This is a genomic window from Microvirga antarctica, from assembly GCF_017921815.1.
In the GTDB taxonomy this organism is placed as follows: Bacteria; Pseudomonadota; Alphaproteobacteria; order Rhizobiales; family Beijerinckiaceae; genus Microvirga; species Microvirga antarctica.
In genome coordinates this window covers 468177-484143 of record NZ_JAGEMM010000001.1, presented here as the reverse complement: position 1 = coordinate 484143, position 15967 = coordinate 468177, and the positions used below count along the sequence as shown (strand labels likewise).

At 60.6% G+C, this 15967-nt stretch carries 14 protein-coding genes; 5 read left to right on the top strand and 9 right to left on the bottom strand.

The window, feature by feature from the left end; translation table 11 throughout:
* The 5 genes from J4G32_RS02355 (at position 1) to J4G32_RS02335 (ending at position 5719) form a co-directional block, all read left to right on the top strand.
* Positions 1 to 1041 carry a Gfo/Idh/MocA family protein gene (locus tag J4G32_RS02355; protein WP_210483842.1) on the top strand — a complete coding sequence of 347 codons (1041 nt, stop codon included), beginning with the start codon at positions 1 to 3 and terminating at the stop codon, positions 1039 to 1041.
* Entirely contained in the window at positions 1038 to 2000 is a 963-nt protein-coding gene (locus J4G32_RS02350) for an NAD-dependent epimerase/dehydratase family protein (protein WP_210483839.1), read from the top strand. Before J4G32_RS02355 ends, J4G32_RS02350 begins: the two co-directional genes overlap by 4 nt.
* Entirely contained in the window at positions 1997 to 3007 is a 1011-nt protein-coding gene (locus tag J4G32_RS02345) for an ABC transporter ATP-binding protein (protein WP_210483836.1), read from the top strand. The genes J4G32_RS02350 and J4G32_RS02345 overlap by 4 nt, the downstream gene beginning before the upstream one ends.
* On the top strand, positions 3004 to 4035 hold the full coding sequence (locus J4G32_RS02340) for an ABC transporter ATP-binding protein (RefSeq protein WP_246504738.1): 1032 nt from the start codon (positions 3004 to 3006) through the stop codon (positions 4033 to 4035). The genes J4G32_RS02345 and J4G32_RS02340 overlap by 4 nt, the downstream gene beginning before the upstream one ends.
* A 136-nt stretch (positions 4036 to 4171) precedes the next feature.
* A complete protein-coding gene (locus J4G32_RS02335) occupies positions 4172 to 5719 on the top strand; it encodes an ABC transporter substrate-binding protein (protein WP_210483833.1) in 1548 nt (515 codons plus the stop codon).
* A gap of 67 nt (positions 5720 to 5786) precedes the next feature.
* Here J4G32_RS02335 and J4G32_RS02330 read toward each other — a convergent pair whose 3' ends face one another.
* From J4G32_RS02330 to J4G32_RS02290, 9 genes are all read right to left on the bottom strand, one after another.
* A complete protein-coding gene (locus tag J4G32_RS02330) occupies positions 5787 to 7460 on the bottom strand; it encodes a M14 family metallopeptidase (RefSeq protein ID WP_210483830.1) in 1674 nt (557 codons plus the stop codon).
* Positions 7461 to 7498: 38 nt separating this feature from the next.
* Positions 7499 to 8557, bottom strand: coding sequence for a Gfo/Idh/MocA family protein (locus tag J4G32_RS02325; RefSeq protein WP_210483827.1), 1059 nt, complete (start codon positions 8555 to 8557; stop codon positions 7499 to 7501).
* Positions 8558 to 8574: 17 nt separating this feature from the next.
* Positions 8575 to 9978 (bottom strand): dihydroorotase, encoded by a 1404-nt coding sequence (locus tag J4G32_RS02320; RefSeq protein ID WP_246504737.1) that lies wholly within the window; start codon positions 9976 to 9978, stop codon positions 8575 to 8577.
* A gap of 16 nt (positions 9979 to 9994) precedes the next feature.
* Complete coding sequence (locus tag J4G32_RS02315; protein WP_210483824.1) at positions 9995 to 11143, bottom strand: M24 family metallopeptidase; 1149 nt, start codon at positions 11141 to 11143, stop codon at positions 9995 to 9997.
* A 23-nt stretch (positions 11144 to 11166) separates the two neighbouring features.
* Complete coding sequence (locus J4G32_RS02310; protein WP_210483822.1) at positions 11167 to 12336, bottom strand: pyridoxal phosphate-dependent aminotransferase; 1170 nt, start codon at positions 12334 to 12336, stop codon at positions 11167 to 11169.
* On the bottom strand, positions 12333 to 13034 hold the full coding sequence (locus J4G32_RS02305) for a pyridoxal phosphate-dependent aminotransferase family protein (protein WP_210483819.1): 702 nt from the start codon (positions 13032 to 13034) through the stop codon (positions 12333 to 12335). The genes J4G32_RS02310 and J4G32_RS02305 overlap by 4 nt, the downstream gene beginning before the upstream one ends.
* An 11-nt stretch (positions 13035 to 13045) precedes the next feature.
* On the bottom strand, positions 13046 to 14419 hold the full coding sequence (locus J4G32_RS02300; RefSeq protein ID WP_210483816.1) for a M20/M25/M40 family metallo-hydrolase: 1374 nt from the start codon (positions 14417 to 14419) through the stop codon (positions 13046 to 13048).
* Between the two features lie 20 nt (positions 14420 to 14439).
* Positions 14440 to 14982 carry an ureidoglycolate lyase gene (locus J4G32_RS02295; protein WP_210483813.1) on the bottom strand — a complete coding sequence of 181 codons (543 nt, stop codon included), beginning with the start codon at positions 14980 to 14982 and terminating at the stop codon, positions 14440 to 14442.
* Between the two features lie 186 nt (positions 14983 to 15168).
* Complete coding sequence (locus J4G32_RS02290; RefSeq protein WP_210483809.1) at positions 15169 to 15876, bottom strand: GntR family transcriptional regulator; 708 nt, start codon at positions 15874 to 15876, stop codon at positions 15169 to 15171.
* Positions 15877 to 15967 lie beyond the last annotated feature (91 nt).

The window sequence follows — 15967 nt, the reverse complement described above, 5'->3', positions numbered from 1 at the left end:
GTGGTGTTTCGCATCCTCCAGGTCGGCTTGGGTAATCGCGGGCGCATGTGGGGGCGTATCATTGCGGATCACCCCGGCGCGACCTTTGCCGGAATCGTCGACGCCGATCCGGCGCGGATCGGTGCATTCAAGGCCGAGTTTGGCGAATTCGCGGCCTTTGAGGATCTGGAAGCGGCATTACGTGAAGTCCGGGCGGACGCGGTGCTGCTAGTGACGCCACCCGATGGCCATCTTGACCAAGCCCGTTTGGTGTTCGCGGCAGGATTGCCGCTGCTGGCGGAAAAACCGCTCACGCTCGATCTTGCCGACGCCTTGGAGATCGTGGTTCTCGCAGAATCGCAGGCCTGCCCGCTCGCCGTCGGATTAAATTTTCGTTATCTCCCGGTGAGTCAGGCGATCCGGCGTCTTGTCCGCGATAACACACTCGGCGCTGCCGGGTTCGGGACGTTCAATTACCACCGCAACCGCGACTGGTGGCGTCCCGGCATGAACACCTACCCGTTAACGATGCTTCATCCGATGATGCTCGAGCAAAGCATTCACCATCTCGACCTGATCAGGTTCTGCTATGGTCGCGAAGTCGAAGCCGTTCAATGTCGAAGCTGGAATCCGTCGTGGAGCGTCTATGCGCACGACGCCAATGTGTCCTGTCTGCTGACCCTCGAGGGTGGACTCGAGGTCGACTACCTCGGGACGTGGACAGGGGGCTGGAACGAATTGAAATTCCAGTGGCGCACGGATTGTGAGGATGGCGTCATCTTGCAGCAGGAGTTGTTCTCCAATCTCAGCACTGTTCGGACGGACGAGAAGACATTGACACCTGTACCGCTCGCCGAATGCGTTCCTTTTCTTGATGATACCCGCGCGCTTCTCGATGACTTCATTACGGCGATTGAAGAAGGGCGGCCAGTGCCATGCAGTGGACGGGATCACCTCAATACCTTGGCCTTGTGCTTTGCGGCTATCGAGGCCGACGATACCGGGAGGCGTATCGACATGCGCGAATTTCGCCGTCGGCACGGCCTTGAGGTGTCGGCGTGAAAATTCTCGTGACAGGAGCCTGCGGCTTTCTGGGAGCTCACTTGATCCGCGGATTGGCCGAAGCGTTTCCTAAGGCACGGATCCTTGCAACCGACATGGCGCCGCCTGGCTCCGATGTCCTCGCCTACTGGGGGGCATCTAGCGACCGGATCGAGCCTACTGTCCTCGATGTGACCGATAAGGTCGCGGTCGCAACTGTTCTCGAACGGTTTCAACCGACCGAGATCGTGCACGCGGCCGCCTTGACGCCGACGCCCGAGATGGAATCGGAGAACCCTTCCGCCGTTGTCGACGTCAATATCGGGGGGACGCTCGCAATCGTCGACGCCGGCACGCGTTTGCGTTGCCTGCGTCGCATCGTTGTCGTGTCCAGCGCCGCAGTCCTTGGCCCCGCGGCAAGCTACGACGCACCCGTCGGTGAGGACGTGATCCTTAATCCCACGATGCTTTATGGCGTCACGAAGGTCGCAGCCGAAGGGATCGCGCTCCGTCTTGGCGAGATCCGTGACGTCTCCACAATCGCCGTCCGGCTTGCTTCGGTTTATGGTGCGATGGAGCGGCAGACGGCGACCCGACATCGAACAAGTCTGGTCCACAGGCTGGCAATGGCCCAGCCTGAGACGGCGGTCTCGCCGCAGGAAGTTGTACGCGACTGGGTTCATGCGGACGATGTCGCGATCGGGATCGCAGCGCTCATCAAGGCGCCGGCTCTTGAACACAGGATCTACAATATCGGCGGCGGCGAGCCTGTGGGCTGGCGCCGCCTCGTTGGGATCTTCCGCGCCCATGGTCGCGGGCTCCCTTGGGCCAACGGCGGCACAGCGGAGATCGACGTTATTGCGTCAGATGCGCGGCCGGTCTTTTCCATCGAGCGCATTAGCGGCGCCGTGGGCTTTCGCCCGCGTTCTATTGAAGACGGCATTGCCGAAGTGTTGGCCAACACGCAGGTGCGCGCATGAAACCTATCCTGACCGTGTCCGGCTTGAAGGTCCGTTTCGGAAACGAACAATCGGGCGTGCGTGCCGTGGACGATGTGTCTTTCACCGTTGGAAAGGGCGAGACCCTCGGCGTCGTGGGGGAGTCCGGCTCGGGCAAGTCGGTGACAGGGCTGTCGCTCATCCGGTTGATCTCCAAGCCTGGCCGCGTCGTCGGAGGGTCCATCGATTTTGATGGGCGGGACATTCTGGCCATGTCCGACAGCGAGATTCGCGATGTGCGCGGACGGGAGATCTCCATGATCTTCCAGGATCCGATGACGTCCCTCAATCCGGTTCTCACCATCGGTCGTCAGATCACCGAAATTCTTGAGGTTCAGGAGGGTATGCGCGGCGGCCGGGCCAAAGCGCGCGCCATCGAACTTCTGTCGCTCGTTGGCATCCCGTCGCCTGAACGGCGGCTCGGCGACTATCCTCATCATTTCTCGGGCGGCATGCGTCAGCGCGTGATGATTGCGATCGCTGTCGCGTGCAAGCCTCGGCTTCTCATCGCAGATGAGCCCACGACCGCATTGGACGTGACGATCCAGGCACAGATTCTCGACATTCTCAAGAATCTGCAGCGGGAATTTGGCATGGCGCTGATCCTTATCACGCATGATCTCGGCGTAGTCGCCGGGATGGCCGATCGGATCGCGGTTATGTATGGCGGCCGCATCGTGGAACAGGGCAGCACGGATTGTGTCTTCGAAGAGCCACGCATGCCCTACACAGTTGGATTGCTGCGGTCCACACCAAGGCTCGATCGGCCTGACGAGGATCGTCTGACTCCGATCCGCGGGTTGCCGGCGGAGCCCGTCGGCCAAGCCAATTTCTGCCGGTTCGCACCCCGATGCGACATCGCGCAGCAACTCTGTCTCCGCGAAGCACCACCCCTCAGGCAGGTGCGACCCGATCACATGGCGGCCTGCCATTTTGCTGAGGACGTTCCGACCTTGCTGCATACATCTTCAGAAGCGATTGCCCTATGAGAACGGCCCCGCCAGAGATGATTGCGTCGATTTCTGACCTCCATGTCCACTTTCCTGTCCGCAGCCCGTTTCTATTCGGGAAATCGCCCGGCGTCGTCAAAGCTGTCGATGGCGTTAGTTTCGATATCAGGCGGGGAGAGACCCTCGGTCTTGTGGGCGAAAGCGGGTGCGGCAAGACCACCATTGGCCGTGCAATCCTGCAGCTCAACGCCATTACGTCGGGGAGCATCTCGTTCAATGGCGAGGATTTGGCGACATCCTCGCCGGAAGCAATGCGTAAGCTGAGGCGGCGCATCCAGCTGATCTTTCAGGATCCTTACGCAAGCCTCAATCCGCGCATGAGCGTCGGCAGGGCGATTGCGGAGCCCATCAGGCTTCACAATCTGCGTCAGGGCGAGGCTGCCATTACGGACCGCGTGAAGGAACTGCTGTCCCTGGTCGGGCTGGCGCCCACATATATGTCCCGCTATCCGCACGAGTTCTCCGGCGGTCAGCGCCAACGGATCGGCATCGCCCGGGCTCTCGCCTGCGAGCCTGATCTCATCGTCTGCGACGAACCCGTCTCCGCTCTCGACGTCTCGGTTCAGGCGCAGGTGGTGAATCTTTTGCAGGATCTGCAGGCGCGGCTGGGCCTGACGTATCTTTTCATCGCCCATGGGCTGAGCGTGATACAGCACATCTCCAACCGCGTGGCTGTCATGTATCTGGGGCGGGTGGCTGAGATTGGAGAGCGCCGGGAGGTCTATGCCAATCCGCGTCATCCCTATACCCGCTCGCTCCTGAGTGCCGTTCCCATCCCAGACCCAAAGGTCGAGCGGGCGCGCCGGCGCATCGTTCTCCAAGGTGAACTTCCGAGTCCTCTCAACCCGCCGAAGGGTTGCCGGTTTGTCACCCGCTGTCCGATCGCGGTCGCCCATTGTGCGCAGGAGGCGCCACCCTTGACGCCGAGTGCGTCCGGATCTTCCATGGCTGCCTGCTGGAGAAGCTCCGAGATCGACGATCTGCTCCCACGTTTCGCTGCGACTTGAGGGTGGATGCGCCGCCAGGCACAATCGGGGCAGTTCTGGCGTTTTCTGTCTAGTTGTCTTACACTTCCCTTGGTCGATTGGGTGGATCGTTGCCGGGCCGTGTCCGGGGCCGGCGGCATGAGAGGGACAGTCAGGTATGCGACATTGGATCATATGTGCCAGCGCTGCAGCGTTGTGCGTCAGTCAATCTGCGGCTTTCGCCCAGGGCGCGCGCGATACTCTGACGATTGCCCAAAGCGTCGACGTCGAATCCCTCGAGCCGCATGCCCTGAACGCCTCAGGCTCGATCAACGTTGCTAACCATATTTGGGTGACCCTGGTTCAGGTCACAGCCTCAGGTGAGGTCCAGCCCTATCTGGCGGAGAGCTATTCCTGGAACGACGCGGGAACCGAGCTGACCTTCAAGATCAAACCCGGCCAGACCTGCGAGGACGGCACGCCGATCAAGGCAGAGGATGTGGCCTACTCGCTGAAGCGTGCGGCCGACAAGAAGCTCAACGGCAATATCGCGAGCTTCGTGTACCCAACGATCGGGTTCGTCGATGCTCGGGTAGACAGCGAGTACTCCGCCACGGTTCTTCTGAAGAAGTATCAGTCAATTGCGCCGGGCATGCTCGCCCAGGCCTATATCGTTTGCAAGAACGCCTATGAGGGCATGAGCTACGAACAGGCGGCGACCCGGCCTTTCGGATCAGGTCCCTACAAGCTCAGAGAGTGGAAGAAGGACGATCGGGTGGTCCTCGATCGCGTGGACGGATTCAAGCTCCGTCCTGCACCGTTCAAGACGCTCATCTGGCGGGCCGTGCCGGAGGCGAGCACGCGCGTGGCGGAATTGATCTCGGGCAATGCCGATATTATCACCAATGTTCTGCCGGACCAGCAGAAAGCAATTGCGATGAGTAACCGGGCGATCGTGAAGCCCGTTACGGGTACGCGGCGCATGTTCGTCGGCTTTAACTTCAATGAGACGTTCAAGGCGACGAAAGGTGGCGAGGCAATCCAGAAAGCCGAGGTCCGACAGGCGCTCAACATGGCGGTCGACGTTCCCACTATTTGCCAGCAACTGCTCTCCTTTGATTGCACCCGCGCAACCGGCCCGGCAAACGTCGCCAACCCAGCGCTCAAGCCTTATCCGTTTGACACCAAGAAAGCTGAGGAGATGCTCGATAAGGCGGGCTACAAGCGAGGCGCCGACAATGTGCGGTTCGAGCTCACTCTCCAGGGTCCCCGTGGGCGTTATCTGAACGACGTTTCGGTGGTTCAAGCGGTCGGGCAGTACCTCGATGATATCGGCATCAAGACCAAGGTCGAGATCCAGGATTTTGTCTCGACCTTCTCGCCCGCGGCGCGGGAGCACCGCGCTGGACCGCTCTACTTCATCGGGCAGGGTGGTGTCACGTGGAGCGCCGTCTATGACATGGCGCTGTTCCCGTCGCGCGAGGCGCCGGTCAACAATGGCATGTGGTTCAATCCGGAATGGCAGAAGCGCTGGGATAGCCTTGCCGGCATTCGCGATCCGAAGGAAGAGGAGAAGATTGTCAACGAGATGCTGGAAATTTTCTATCGCGACCCGGCGTGGATCATGATGTATTTCCAACCCGACTTTTATGGGATCAGCAATCGATTGAACTGGGAACCGCGCCGTGACGAGCGGATCGATGTGCTGACAGCGAGCTTCAAGTAACGACCTACATTGATATGACATGAAAAGGGCTCTCAAAGAGAGCCCTTTTGGTTCGGTTGCGCCGCCATCAGAGCTTTGTTCGCATCTGATGTGTGCCGCCTTTCTCCGAGGAAGCCGTTACCACGATCGAAGCAGACGGATCATCCGCGCGCACAAGCCACTCGACCGGCTTCGACACGGGCGACCATTGCTGGCCCCATGGCGACCATGTGTACTTGCGCTCGTTCCGCCCGGCCAAGTGACCGATTTCTACCTGCTGCGGGTTCATGACGACGTTGATTCCGTCCCCCGCAACGCTGACACCGACCGGCTTTGCCACGCCGTTTTGAATAGCCACATCCGTGAGGTTCGTCGGGAGATACCCGTGGTTGCTGACGACCGCGCGGATCTTGTAGAGCCCATCGGCCAGCTTTTCGCTGAAGACGGAATCCACGAGAACCCGCGGCGCCGCCGCTGCGTGACGCAGGTTGAACGCGGTGTTCCTGCGGCAGATCTCCTCGAGCATGCCGGGGGGCGGATTGCGGTAGGTCCAGATATAGACCATCCCACCGGTTTCGATCGGGCCGAGCTGCGGATGGTCAAAGGCTTTCCAATCGCGATAGCCATGATCACCGACATTTGCGAGCACCCATGCAAAGACCTTTGCCTGAATGGCCTCTGTGCGTGGTCGAAGGTTGTAATAAGCGACCTTCTCCACGCCGGCTTCAGTTTCCAGATCCCATAATTCGGTCGAGAAGCTGACGATGCCCATTTCCTCGTAAGTCCAGTCCTTAAGACTGCCATAGCGCGGCTTGGACTTGTCGGGCGTGAACTCCTCATAGGTGCTGATCGTGGGGTAGCCGGTGAGACGCTGGCCGACAGCACCGAGATCTTTGTAAAGGGCGAGATCGCGAGGACTCATGGCGCTGTCGGGTTTGGTCATGCTGGGGCGCAGGATGATTCCCCCATGGGTGTGATAGGCGGTCAGTCCGGCGATGTTGGGGCGACCGAGAATGAAGTCCGCCATGGCTTTCGATTCCGGCTCCGACAAAGCCGATTCGCCTGCTCCGTACTCACGGGGCGACCAATTTACCGGGAAGTTGCGATTGAGATTGCCGTCGAACGGCCGCTCGATCTTCACGTGAACGCCGTCGTAGTTCTCAATGAGTCCTTCAGGGTAGAGCCTGAAATACGCGCCGCCCTCTTCGCCGGGCTCGCGCTGAACCATGACCCGGGGATCAGAGGCGCTCTTCTTCCACTCGCCTTTCGGATCTGGCACGCGCATCGTCGTCACATAGCCGTCGCCATCGATGTCCTGCGGCTTCAACCCTTCCAGACGATCGAAGCCGGGCATGTAGCGCCCGTTTCCGCACCAATGATAATAGGGGGGCTGGAGCGAAAGCTCGGCTCCGTCCGGATTGATCCGCGGCAAGATGTAGAAGACCTGCTGGTCGACCAGTCGCGTGACCTCCTCATCCCGACCATATTGTGTGAGCAGATGCCAGATCGCATAGAGAGCTACAGCGCTGGTGGCGTGCTCTTCGGCATGAATTTGAGCGTCGATATAGTAGCCGGGCTTCTGATCGGGTGCACCGGTGGCGGGGTTCGTGATGGTCACGGCCCAGATGTCCCGTCCCTGGAAAGTTTTCCCCAGTGACGTGAGCGTGGCAAGTTTCGGAAAGGCGTCAGCCAAGGCCTTGAGGTGCCCTGTCATTGCTTCATAATCATGGTAGGTGTCGAACTTGATTACCGGAACAGTCATGTCAGGACATCCTCGCAAGGCATGTTTTGGTGGCTGGATCAGATCAGATGGGATAGGCCGTTCCGTTCGTAGAACTGGCGCATGTCAACAATCGTCCCGGACGCGCTGCTCTCGATCCCGGCGAAGCAGAGCGCCAGGGTCCTGAGGTGGTCGCGCCCATCGCAGGGCGTCGCGGAACCGGCACGGCGCGCCTCGATAAATGTCTTCAGCAAGGCAGCCGTATCATCGTAATAGGCGCGCGCATCGGTAATCGGAACCGGCGTGAGTGTGGTGTCGGTCCGAGCGGCCGTTGCAATATCGGTAAACAGATCCCGTTGAATAATGACGCCGTCCGCGCAATCCGTTCGCCACAGGAAATGGGGCTCGTTCCATCCTGACGTCCACGTCCCAATATAGTTGACCTGAAGGCCGCCCTCCATCGTCAGAAGGCACTGCACGCTGCTGTCGTGTGCGTACATGCTCCAAGGCGGATTCCACGTGCGGCACGAAAGCGAAACAACCTCGCGATCATAGCAATAGCGGATAAGATCGAGGTGATGAATGCTTTGCTCGAGCATCATAGGATGCTGCATGCTGAGGGGATAGCGGTTGAGCCCGGGGCGAAGGCCGTCGCGGTTGCGCTGATAGACGAATTGCCCCATGCCCGGCGCCCCGAAATCGCCCGAGAGGACGAGCCTGCGCTTCGCCTGGCTGACGGGAAGATAGCGAAAGTTGAGGCAGATTGTGAGTGGCAGGTTTGCTGCCTCGGCCATCGCCACAATCTTGATCGAGTCCGGGAGCGAAACCGTCAGCGGCTTTTCGGCAATGAGCGGAAGGCCTGCGGCAAAGATCTGTTCCGCCTGTGCGAGATGCCCGTCCGGCGGCGTGACGAGCACAACCGCATCGTGACCAGCGGCAGTCAGGGCTTCGCCAAGTGTGTCATAGATCGGAATGCCGGGATATTTCTGCGCAATGACGGCGCGTCTCTGGGGATCAATGTCCATGGCGCCGGACAAGACGGCGTCCGGCAAGCCATCGATGACCTCGGCCCACATGTTGCCGCGGTTCCCCAAGCCCACAAGAAGCACGTGCATCGGTTCGGTATTGAGGGCAATCATGACAGCGCTCCGCCCCGTCAGGCACGCATGAGGTTGCGCGGATGGAGAAACTCTCCGGTGCCAGGCTTGCCGACGACGTCGCCTCCCTCGAAGACAACTTTTCCGCCGACGATGGTGGTGTCGACAGCGCCCTTGTATGTCTGGCCCGCAAAAAGCCCGGCGCATTCCCGAGCTGCCGTGAAAAGCTTCGCCGGGTCGACGACAGTCTCACGGTCCAGATCGACCACCACGAGATCGGCATCGCTGCCCTCACGGATCGCGCCCTTCTGCGGATAGATACCAAAGCGTGCTGCACCATTGCTGGTGATAAGATCGATTGCTGCCTTGAGATCGAGTTTTCCCCGCGCAGCTGCATCGAGCATCATCGGTAGCAGGAACTCGATGCCGGGCGATCCAGGCGGCGCAGCGAGCATATCGCCCTTGGCGTTCTCCTTGTCGCGTCGTGAAAACGGTGCATGATCCGTCGTCACCATGGAGAGAGTGCCATCGGCAATGCCGGCCCAGAGTGCTTCTCTGTCTGCAGCGGTGCGAATGGGCGGATTGATCTTCGCGTCGACACCGACACGGGCGACGTCGTCATTCGTGAAGAGGAGATAGTGAGGGCAGGTCTCCGCGCTCACGTCGGTGCCGATCGCCTGGAACGCGCGCACGACGTCGAGCGCTTCCTTGCTGGTGACATGGGCGATGTGAATGCGGGCACCGACTGATCGCGCCATCGTCAGTATCTTTGCGATCGCCACAGCTTCGACAATGGAGGGGCGGGAATTCACGTGCGCGTCGGCATCCGTGTGACCGGCCGCGAGTTCCTTTTCCATGTAATGGTGCATCATGGGCTCGCTCTCCGCGTGGACCACGAGAAGGCTTCCGCTCTTTGCGACGAGCCGCAACGCTTCGTATTGTTCCATCTCGCCCGGAAGTGCGAGGCCAAGGAACTCAGCGTCGCGATTGGGCGGGGAGGCGGTCGTAAAGATCTTGAAGGCAACGGCACCTGCTGCGAGCATGTCCTCGATACCCTTGCTGTCGAGGGCGCCGGGCGCGCCGAACAGCGCGAAATTCACCACCGCCTCTGCGGCGAAGTGATCGCGCCGCGAGACGAGAACCTCGGAGCTGTTGCAGCATGGGTTGCTGATCGGCATCTCGAAAATCGTCGTCACGCCGCCCGCTGCCGCCGCGCGCGTTTCAGAGTTGACGGTGCCGCGTTCGGGGTGAGAGGGCGCTCGCACATGAAAATGGACGTCAATGATTCCAGGTAAGAGATGCTTCCCCGAAATGTCGAGCACACGCGTCGCGCTCACGCTTGTTCCCGGCTCGAGGATGGTCGCAATCTTTCCTCCACGCAAGGCGATGTCCTGCTTGGCAAGACCATCGTCTAGCATGACGGTCCCGCCAGTGATCAGCATGTCGTATGGCTGGGCGTTCATGGGGTGGCCTTTCGTATCAAAGCGAAATTACACGTTTCTCGAGCGGGTGCTCGGCCTGGAATCGGCTGGGAACTTCGACGCCGTCGGACCCGACGATCATCGTGCTGATTGTGCGATAGCCATCAAGGCCTGGCCGATAGATTCCAGGTTCGTTGGAAAAGACCATCCCGACCTGGACTGGCGTATCGTCACCGGGTGCGAGCCACGGAGCCTCGTGGCCCTGTACTCCCATCCCGTGGCCGATGCGATGACGTAGGAATGACGAGAGGCCGGCCCGCCTGATCGGCTGCAAGGCGGCTTCATTGACACCCTGGCAGCTTGCGCCGGGAACGAGCGCCGCACGACCGGCCGCGTCACAGGCTATTGCGGCCTCAAAACATGGACGCTGATCGTCGGTGATGCCTCCGATCGCGAAGGTGACGCCGCTCTCGGCATGATAGCCGCCGACGCTCGCACCAATGCCCGCGATCATCGGCTCGCCGAAGACGGGCGTGCGCGGCAGGGTCTTTCCGTGCGGCAATGATGCACGCACGCCCGTATGGACTGTTCCCACCAGGCCGCACTTCGTGGGTCCGAAGGCGGGCCCAAGCTCGCGCTTCATGGCTGCCTGCGCATGGGTCAGACCCGCTGCAAGAATATCGATCTCCGTCCCGCCCCGCCGAATGATGTTGCCGGATTCGTGGAGAATCGCCTCAAGAACCATGTCCGCGTAGCGTGCAGCGGCTCTCACCAGCGCCAGCTCCGCGTCCGTCTTGATGTAGCGCAGGCGCTCGACGCAGTCGGTCAAGACAAGCGAGTCGACGAGCTCGCTTGCGGCCATGAACAGACGTGTTTCGAGTGTGTCCACCGCGATCCGGCGGTATCCGCTGGTGCGGATCATCCAGAGAACCGGATGCTCTGTGCCGGGGAACTCGTCGTAGGTCTGCACATGGCCGACCCAGTTATCTTCTGCGTGCTCTTTCTCAAGCAGAGGCACAAGAAGCCGCGGCGGTCCGTTGACTGGTACGAGAAGTCCAATCGGCCGCTCGTTCGGCGAGTGAAAAAAGCCGGACGCGTAGACCACATTATGGGTGTCGAGAAGGAGAACGGCGTCCACATCCAGCGCCTGAATATCACGCCGCAGGTTTTCGATTGTCCCGCGATAGCGAACCTCTGTTAGCGGCATCACTGGCACTGCTGCATTCCGGCTCATGCGGCACCAGCTTCTCGAATCTGGGCAAGCGCTGCTTTCATGCGTTCGGCTGCCTGATCAAGAACCTCTGTCGGCTGCAGAGTCGTGATGCGAAGATGGTTGCTCCAGCTCTCCCCGAATGCAGTGCCGGGGAAGATGAGAACCCGTGCCTCTTTGAGCAGGAGGTAGCAAAGCTCGAGGGCTCGCATTCCCGTGCTCGACGAGTCGGCCCAAAAGAAGAATCCGCCACGCGGCTCGCCAAATTGCAGGCCCATTGCACTCAGTCCGCTGCCGAGTATGCGCCGGCGCTCGTCATAAATCGCACGAAAGTCCCGCACGCAACTATCATCACCCTCTGCCGCAGCCAGGGCTGCCACCTGGCTCAGTGTCGCCACGGGGCCTGTCGTGTGTGCCTTGATGTCCGTCATGGCGGCGATCATGCGCTCCGGCGCAATGACGTATCCCACACGCCAGCCTGTCATCGCATAGGCCTTGGAGAAACCAGACAATGTGATGACGTGGTCGAGCATGCCTGGAAGCGACGCAATGCTGAAATGCCGATAAGGCTCCCAGACGAACTTGCCATAGATCTCATCCGAGACGATCACGAAATTGTGCCGCTTCGCGAGTTCAGCAAGCGCCAGCGCAGTCTCAGGCCGGATGATGCCACCGGTCGGGTTCGAGGGTGTTACCAGAAGGAGCGCCCGGGTTTTCGGCGTGATCCGACGTTCGACTTCCTCGGGCCGGATGTCGAAGCCTTCCTCGGCAAACGTCGGAACGCTGACGAAGGTTGCGCCTGTATGGGAAATCGCCTGATCGTACGAAGAATAGCGTGGGTCCGGCACAAGGATCTCATCGCCTGGATCGAGCAAAGCGCTCATGACCAGAAACAGGCCTTCCTGGCCGCCTGTTGTCACAAGCACATTGTCGCTCCCCACGGCTATCCCGTGGTCGCGGGCGGCGTTTCGGGCGATAGCATCTCGAAGCGCCGGGAGGCCGGCGAGGGGAGCGACTGCCAAAGGTCCGGCCGCCGCCTTGCGCGCCGCTTCCACAATGAATGCTGGCGTCGGGAGGTCCGGGTCGCCGCGGCCGAGCGCAATTGCATCCGGCACCTCTTTCGCGAGATCCATCAACGCGTAGCGAAGCTTCGCGCCATCGAGTTTCTGAATGTCGGCAAACGTGCTCATAGGTCCTCCACGACGGCAAGTGCCGCCCACTGGGAGAGGTTGGTGCTGCAGATCGTCAGGGCCTGCTTGAAGTCGCGTAGGCCATTTGCGGTCTGAGCCGGGGCGGCGAGATAGCCGATCCGGGCGCTCGCCAGATCTTGCATCGTACCGAGATCTCCGACGGTGATGACCCGATCGGAGAAACCACTGACCTGCGAGGGGTGGAAGTCGGATTCGGCGTCATCGACCTCGAAGAGAACCAGGCAGTCAGCCGCGACCTGACTGAGCGACGTCTCGATCGCTGTCTGTCCCGATGAGGACGCAACATAGAGCAGTTTTGCAGCCGTCAGATCCGTACTGACCTTGGCGCCACGGATCACCGCCCCGCCTGCAATCCGCTCAGCATGGTCGGGAGCCGCCACATTGTCGCCGGCGGCAATGATTTGTTGAAGGGTCACAAACCGGCCTTCGGTGGCGCCGCAAGTAATGATGATATCGGAGGCTTGAAAAGGCAGGGCGAACTTGAGCGATAGGCCCTCAGCAACCTTCTTGCGCAGGGGCTGAATGCCAGGTCGATCAGTGTAATGCGTCTCGCCGCGATTGAGTGCGTCGAGAACCGCCCTGATGGCGGCAGGATCCATGGGTACGCCGGCTTCGGGCGGGCTCTCGCCGGACTGGCCCAGAAGCGCTTGCGCGCGTGAGGAGAGATGCATCGTCATGACAGTCCCTGCTATTTCGCGGGTTGCTTGGCGTATTCGTCCATAATGCGCGCGGCGAAGGAAATGCCCTGCAGATAGCGGATGATCGGCATGTTCTCGTTCGGTGCGTGGAGATTGTTGTCCGGTGCGCCGAAGCCGGACAGCACGGCCGGATGGGGGATCGAGAGCATGATGATGCCCTGGATCGACACGCCCTGAACCAGGGGCTGTGTGCCAAAGACCTTTTCGGCCGCAATGATGGTGGCCTGACTGATCGCTTCGCGCGCCGCAGTCTTGTACGGGTTCTTCCGCGCAGTATGGACGCTCACCTCAATATCGTCATAGCCGAGTCGCGACAGATGCGCCTTCAGCTTCTCGAGCTGGCGCTCCGGCTCCAATTTGGGCGGGCATCTGAAATCGAGCTTCGCCATGGCCTCGGACGGCACGATGGTCTTGCTGCCTTCTCCCGTGTAGCCGGCAGAGATCCCGCAGATATTTGCACTCGCGCCAAAATGCGTGCGGCGCAGGAGATCGAGATCATCGTCCGTGCTGAGATGGGTCGCCCCAAGCTGCCTTATGTACTCTTGACGGTCGAAGAACCCCAACTCTTCCTTCAGAAAGCGCTCGTCATCCTCGTCCGGCGGGATCCAATCCTCATACCAATCGTCGATCAGAACGCGCCCGGTCTCCGGATCGAAGATCGAGGCGAGGGCGTGAACCAGACGCCAGACGGGACTCTTCACCGTCTGGGCACGTCCGGACCATATGTCGGACTTCAGGCCCTTGATCCGTAGCTCGACATAGAGGATTGCCTTGATGCCCAGATGTATTTCCGGTTTCAGGCTTGTCCGGTTGACTCCGCCGTCGAGGCCGATGGAGGCGTCGCACTGGAGGACGTTCTTGTGCCGCTCGACAAAATCTTCAAGATGCGGCGACCCGATTTCCTCTTCGCCCTCGAACAGGAAGACGAGGTTGACGGGCGGCCTTTCGGCGACCTTGAGATAGGCTTCTGCAGCTTTGACGAAGGCCAGAACACCGCTCTTGTTGTCGGTGGCGCCACGGGCATAGATAACGCCGTCTCGGATCTCGGCGCCGAACGGATCGGAGTGCCATAAGTCCAGGGGCTCCGGCGGTTGAACGTCGTAGTGGCCGTAGCACAGAAGCGTGCGATCGGCGTCAGGGTTAAACAGGTGTCCGACGACGACGGGCGGTCCGCCATCCGTTGGGAGGATGGTCGTGTCGGAGATCCCGGCGTCCAGCATCTGGCTCTTGACGAGTTCTGCGCAATCGGGGAGTCCGATGTTCTGGGCCGAGATGGATCGGTGGCGAAGCAGTGTCTGTAACGCCGCGACCGAGCCAGGCAGATGAGTCTCGATGTGAGACAGGACGTCGTCGATGTCAGGCATTCCTACGCCTCGGCTGGGTCTCAATGAATGACAAAGGGTTCGGGGAGCTGCAGAAATTCAGTGTCGCTATCCCGGTCGGCACGAGGCCAGATGACAGCGAAATGTCCGGGCGTGTCGAGAACGGCGGCACCCGCGTGCCAGATGCCGGGCGCGAAAGAGACACCCACCGTGCCATCGAGTATCCAAACATGCAGGTTAGCGGTATCGGGCGATCCATCCGGACGCGCGCCTGCCACGCACACGACATAGCGCGACACGTCGAGCGGCAGAAAGGTCTGCCAGCTCGAGGGGTGGCGTTCCAGCTGCGACACTGTCACGGGAAGTCTTGTTGCGTCGACATGGTTGACGTGGAGGCGGGGAGCGTTGTGGATGTCCAGGCTCTCGAAGACACCGGAATAATCGGAGCGCGTACGCGCGCTGTCACGATGCCGGATGATCAGTCCAAAGGGGTTGAACGCGTCCCAATCGTCGGATCGATGAAGCACGTAGGCTGAACCCGCACGCGTCGGACCATCTGCCGCTGCACCCGCTGTCGCCGTGTCGTCTGTTGTGGATTCCAGCATCGCTGTCCAGAAGATTGGATGGGAGCCCGACGCGCGTTGGCGAGGCTCACGATCTGTCTTCTATAAACCAGCTAAGATTGTATAACAATCATAAAATCCGCCTCAGAATGAATTGACGAAAATCTGCATTCCAAGGGGTTATACCGGCCGCCTGCGGCATCGCTTGAGTGGACCTCTCCACGCCTGTCAGCCGACGTGACGACGCCTGCTTCTCTCAATCAGGAGCATGTGATCCTCCAAGGCATCGTGGAGTGATTCCATGGAGGCGGGCTTGTTGATCTGACCCTCGATGAAGGTCAGAAAGTCTTTGTGCTGGCGTGCCACCGCGCTGAGGTTTTTGTCGCGGTAACGTTCGAAGTTGAAGATGATCAGCACGTGCCTCGCGATTGCCTCCCAAAGGGCGGAGGTGAGCGCATTGTGGGATGCCTGACAGATGGCGCGGTGAAACTCCAGATCGGCCAGCAAGGATGCGCGAACGTCGCCGACTTTAGCGGCCCGCTTCATCATCTCGAGGGGCGCCTGCAGCGCGCTGATATCCTCGGCGCCGGACTTCCAGTTCGCAATCGCGTCTCTTAGCAGGAAGGTCTCCAGTGAAAGCCTGACTTCAAGAACCTGCTGCGTGGTCTCCGGCCCGAAATCGGCAACCCGGTAGCCCTTGTGGCTGCCTCCCGTGAGAATGCCCTGCGCGTGAAGGACCCGAAGCGCCTCGCGAATTGGCACGCGACTGACACCAAGCCGCTCCGCCAGTGTCGTTTCCACAACCCGATCGCCGGGCATGAGATGACGGGTGGAGATGGCCTCGGCGATGGAGTCGGCGATGGAATCGGTCAGCAGCAGGCGCTTCGGTTGGGGAAACGCCTCGGTTGCGGTCGGTGCCGGGCTCTTGACTGCCAAAATAGGTCTCCTCATTCCTCCCGAGGGCCAATAAGCCATCTCGCGACGGCGCCGGCTTCCTCGGGACATGTTGCCGCGCATGCGACGTGGT